Source organism: uncultured Flavonifractor sp., assembly GCF_944387675.1.
Lineage (GTDB): Bacteria > Bacillota > Clostridia > Oscillospirales > Oscillospiraceae > Flavonifractor.
Window position 1 is genome coordinate 1 of sequence record NZ_CALXFV010000144.1, and the last position, 3,969, is coordinate 3,969.

At 63.8% G+C, this 3,969-nt stretch carries 4 protein-coding genes and 1 pseudogene; 3 read left to right on the forward strand and 2 right to left on the reverse strand.

Features of this window, described 5'->3' with window-relative positions; all coding sequences use genetic code 11:
* On the forward strand, positions 1-507 hold a 507-nt coding region (locus tag Q0J74_RS10635; RefSeq protein WP_297214440.1), incomplete at its 5' end, for a M23 family metallopeptidase.
* Positions 508-634: 127 nt separating this feature from the next.
* Here Q0J74_RS10635 and Q0J74_RS10640 read toward each other — a convergent pair.
* Both Q0J74_RS10640 and rpsT read right to left on the reverse strand, forming a co-directional pair.
* Positions 635-1,501: a YihY/virulence factor BrkB family protein gene (locus tag Q0J74_RS10640; protein WP_297214443.1), complete on the reverse strand. Its 867-nt coding sequence runs from the start codon at positions 1,499-1,501 to the stop codon at positions 635-637.
* A 99-nt stretch (positions 1,502-1,600) separates the two neighbouring features.
* Entirely contained in the window at positions 1,601-1,864 is a 264-nt protein-coding gene (rpsT, locus tag Q0J74_RS10645) for a 30S ribosomal protein S20 (protein ID WP_297214445.1), read from the reverse strand.
* A gap of 202 nt (positions 1,865-2,066) precedes the next feature.
* Here rpsT and gpr point away from each other — a divergent pair, with 202 nt between their 5' ends.
* The gene (gene gpr, locus Q0J74_RS10650) at positions 2,067-2,969 is read left to right on the forward strand and encodes a GPR endopeptidase (RefSeq protein WP_297214447.1); all 903 of its coding nucleotides are present in this window, start codon (positions 2,067-2,069) and stop codon (positions 2,967-2,969) included.
* A gap of 455 nt (positions 2,970-3,424) precedes the next feature.
* A pseudogene (locus tag Q0J74_RS10655) lies at positions 3,425-3,969 on the forward strand (glycine--tRNA ligase); the annotation flags it as partial.

Genomic DNA, 3,969 nt, shown 5'->3' on the forward strand with positions numbered 1-3,969 from the left:
TCCTACCTCAACGGCGTGGAGCAGGAGCGCACGGTGCTCTCCACCCAGGTCACCCGGGAGGCCACCGACAAGGTGGTGGCGGTAGGCACCAAGGTGCGGCCCAGCTGGTACCCCACCGGCACCTATATCTGGCCGGTGTACGGCACCATTACCTCCTCTTTCGGCTACCGCTCCGTCTTCGGCTCTTACAGCTACCATGACGGGCTGGACATCGCCACCGCCTACGGCACCACCATCAAGGCCTCCGACGGCGGCACGGTGGTGTGGTCCGGCACCGGCACCGGCGGCTACTGGAGCTACGGCAAATATGTGGTCATCGACCACGGCAACGGCGTGCGCACCATTTACGCCCACTGCTCCAGCCTGCTGGTCTCCGCCGGGGACCACGTGTATCAGGGTCAGGCCATTGCCCGGGTGGGCTCCACCGGCCGGTCCACCGGCAACCACTGCCACTTCGAGATGCAGATCAACGGCACCCCGGTAAATCCCCGCTCTTACCTGAGTTGAGGGTGCAGGCCGCGGAAGCGGTCCCAACAAAACCGGCTGAAACGAACCAAAATACCCCCTAATGTGACCACATTAGGGGGTATTTTTATGCCGAACAGCGGCAGGCCGGGTCCGGGGCGGTTTTTCTTCACTCCCGCCACTCCCGGCTCTGGCGGAGCATGCGCACCTTCTTTTTCCGGTACCATACGCAGTTGAACACGTTGCCCAGAATCAGGATGTTGCCGCACAGGTAAAGCCACACCAGCAGGATAATCACCGAGGCCAGGGACCCGTATACCAGCGAGTACCGGGAGGACAGGCCGATGAACCAGGAGAACAGGGCGGAGGCCGCCACCAGGGCGGCGGCGGCCAGGAGGGCGCCGGTGAGCACCGGCGGCCGGGGTCTGCCCCGGGGGGCCGCCATGCGGTACACCAGCAGCACGAAAAGGAGCACCAGCAGAAACAGCAGCAAGAACCGGAACCACTGCCAGTCCCAGGGCAGGGTGGCGGTCTCCAGGTGGAGAAATTCCTCCGCCAGCCGGAACAGCCAGTCCCCGGTGAGCAGCACCACAAAGGACAGGTAGATGGTGAGCAGGAAGAGCACCGAGAACACCAGGCTGGCCAGGATACGCCAGAAGCCCCGGTAGCCCTTCCGACCGTATAGCTCCTCCATCACGTGCATCAGCGCCCGGAAGGCGGCGGAGGCGGAAAACAGGGTCATGCCCGCCCCGGCAAGGAGCAGGGCGGTGGACTGGTTGATGGAAATATATCCCACATAATCCTCCAATATCCCCAGGCTCTCCCGGGGGACAAAGGCGGAGGCGGCGTCCAGCACCGCCTGGATGTCCAGATCCAGCAGGCCCACAAAGGCGTTGATACAGATGAGCACCGGGAAAAAGGTGAGCACCAGGAAATAGGCCAGCTCCGCCGCCGACCGGGACACCCGCTTGCTGAAATAAATGCGCACCATCTCCCGCACAAAGCGCACCCCGGCGCTGTTCCACAGCCGGTCCATCCCCACTCCTCCTCTCTCCCCAACAGCATAGTCCGCCCTTCCCGCGAAAAAAACAAAAAGACCGCCTGCAACCGCAGACGGTCCTTACGTTGCCCCTTCTCAGGCCAGCTTGTTCAGCTTCAGGGTCATGGCGCTCTTCTTGTGCGCGGCGTTGTTCTTGTGCAACAGACCATGAACCACAGCCTTGTCAACCGCCTTGACGGCCACCTTGTAAGCGCCCTCGGCCTCGCTGCGGTTGCCTTCGACCACCGCGGCCTCGAACTTCTTGATGTCGGTCTTCAGCGCGGACTTAGCGGCCTTGTTCTGCATGGCCTTGGACTTGTTCACCAGGACACGCTTCTTGGCAGACTTAATATTCGGCAAACCAAACACCTCCTCCGATGACGATATCATTTTTTACACAGTTTGCCCGTGCAGAATCCTATTTTAACAGCCGGTGGCGAAAATTGCAACTCTTTTTTTCAAGTTTTTTTGTTTTTTTTGCATATGGGCCGCGCATCCGCAAAAAATAGTTAGGCAGAACACAAGGCCCACCATATCTTGGGGTTTTAAAGGAGGCAGGCGGATGAAACAGCGGCGGACGGACCTGGCGGTAGAGGCCGCCCAGCTCTGGCGCGAGCGGGGCGGCGCGGGTGCGCTGCCCGGGGTGGAGAGCCGGGAGTCCAGGCGGGAGGGCTATCCGGTGACCACGGTGCGCATCCTGGATGACCGGGGGACGCAGGCCCTGGGCAAGCCGGCAGGGACCTACGTCACCCTCACCCTGGAGGGGCTGGCCCGGCGGGAGAAGGACGCCTTCGGCCGGGCGGCCCGGGCGGTGGCGGCGGAGCTCTCCCCCCTGCTGAAGCTGCCCCGGGGGGCGCCGGTGCTGGTGGTGGGTCTGGGCAACCGCTCCATTACCCCCGACGACATCGGACCCAGGGCCGCCGACCACACCATGGTCACCCGCCATCTGGTGGAGCAGGCGCCGGAGCACTTCGGCTCCTTCCGGCCGGTGGCCGCCCTGGCCGCCGGGGTGCTGGGTACCACCGGAGTGGAGAGCGGAGAGCTGGTGCGGGCGGTGGCGGAAAAGGTGCGCCCCGCCGCCATCCTGGTGGTGGACGCCCTGGCCTCCCGCAGCCTGAGCCGGGTGTGTACCACCGTGCAGCTCTCCGACACCGGCATCGTCCCCGGCTCCGGGGTGGGCAACGCCCGCTTCGCCCTGAATCAGGAGACCCTGGGGACGCCTGTCATCGCCGTGGGGGTGCCTACGGTGGTGGACGCCGCCACCCTGGCCGCCGATGTGCTGGCCCAGGCTGGGCGGGCCGATCTGGACCCGGACGCCCTCCGGGGGGCGGGGGACGGCCTGCTGGTCACCCCCCGGGACATCGACGCCCGGGTAGCCGATTTGGCCAAGGTCATTGGGTACGGCATCAATCTGGCCCTCCAGCCGGGGCTGAGTATTGCGGATATCGACCTGTTTTTGTCCTGAGTTTTCCCCATTTCGCCTTGACGAGGGGGAAAAAAGGTGATAGAATGGGCCACAATAAGGCTGTGAACGGGAGAAGTACCCCCCTTGTTTTCCGCACACAGAGAGGAGCCGGTCGGTGCAAGGCTCCGGCGGAGGGGTGGGGAAGGCGCCTGTGAGCCGCGGGGAGGAAATGCCCCGCCGGTCCCCCCGCCGTTACCGGGCAAGAGTGCGCGGCAGCCAGCCGCGAATTCAGGTGGAACCACGGACAAGGAAGCGCAGAGTCGTAGCGAACAGCAGACTAAGACGTGGAACGGAGCAAACGGACAGACGGCCCTGCGGGCCGGCAGCCGGCTTGCGCAGTTGGAGCGGCTCAGACTGCGTCGTGAGCAGACGGAGCGTGATATTCTGTTCGCCCTGAGCCGACAACCGGCTCAGGGTTTTCTGTTTCCCTGGGCCAGACAAAAGGAGTATGTGGCATGAAAAACACCGACAAGACCATGGAGCAGATTGTCACCCTGTGCAAGGGCCGGGGCTTTATCTTCTCCGGCAGCGAAATCTACGGCGGCCTGGCCAACACCTGGGACTACGGCCCCCTGGGGGTGGAGCTGAAGAACAACGTGAAGAAGGCCTGGTGGAAGAAGTTCGTCCAGGAGAACCCCTACAACGTGGGTCTGGATGCCGCCATTTTGATGAACCCCCAGACCTGGGTGGCCTCCGGCCACCTGGGGGGCTTCTCCGACCCGCTGATGGACTGCAAGGAGTGCAAGGAGCGCTTCCGGGCCGACAAGCTCATTGAGGACTGGGCCGCCGGGAACGGGGTGGAGCTGCCCAAGCCCATCGACGCCTTCTCCCAGGAGGAGATGAAGGCCTATGTGGAGGAGCACAACATTCCCTGCCCCTCCTGCGGCAAGCACAACTTCACCGACATCCGGCAGTTCAACCTGATGTTCAAGACCTTCCAGGGGGTCACCGAGGACGCCAAGAACACCGTGTACCTGCGGCCCGAGACCGCCCAGGGCAT

Coding starts and splice junctions, on each gene's coding strand:
- gpr (WP_297214447.1), top strand. CDS start 2,067: ATGAAACAGCGGCGGACGGACCTGGCGGTAGAGGCCGCCCAGCTCTGG.
- Q0J74_RS10640 (WP_297214443.1), bottom strand. CDS start 1,501: ATGGACCGGCTGTGGAACAGCGCCGGGGTGCGCTTTGTGCGGGAGATG.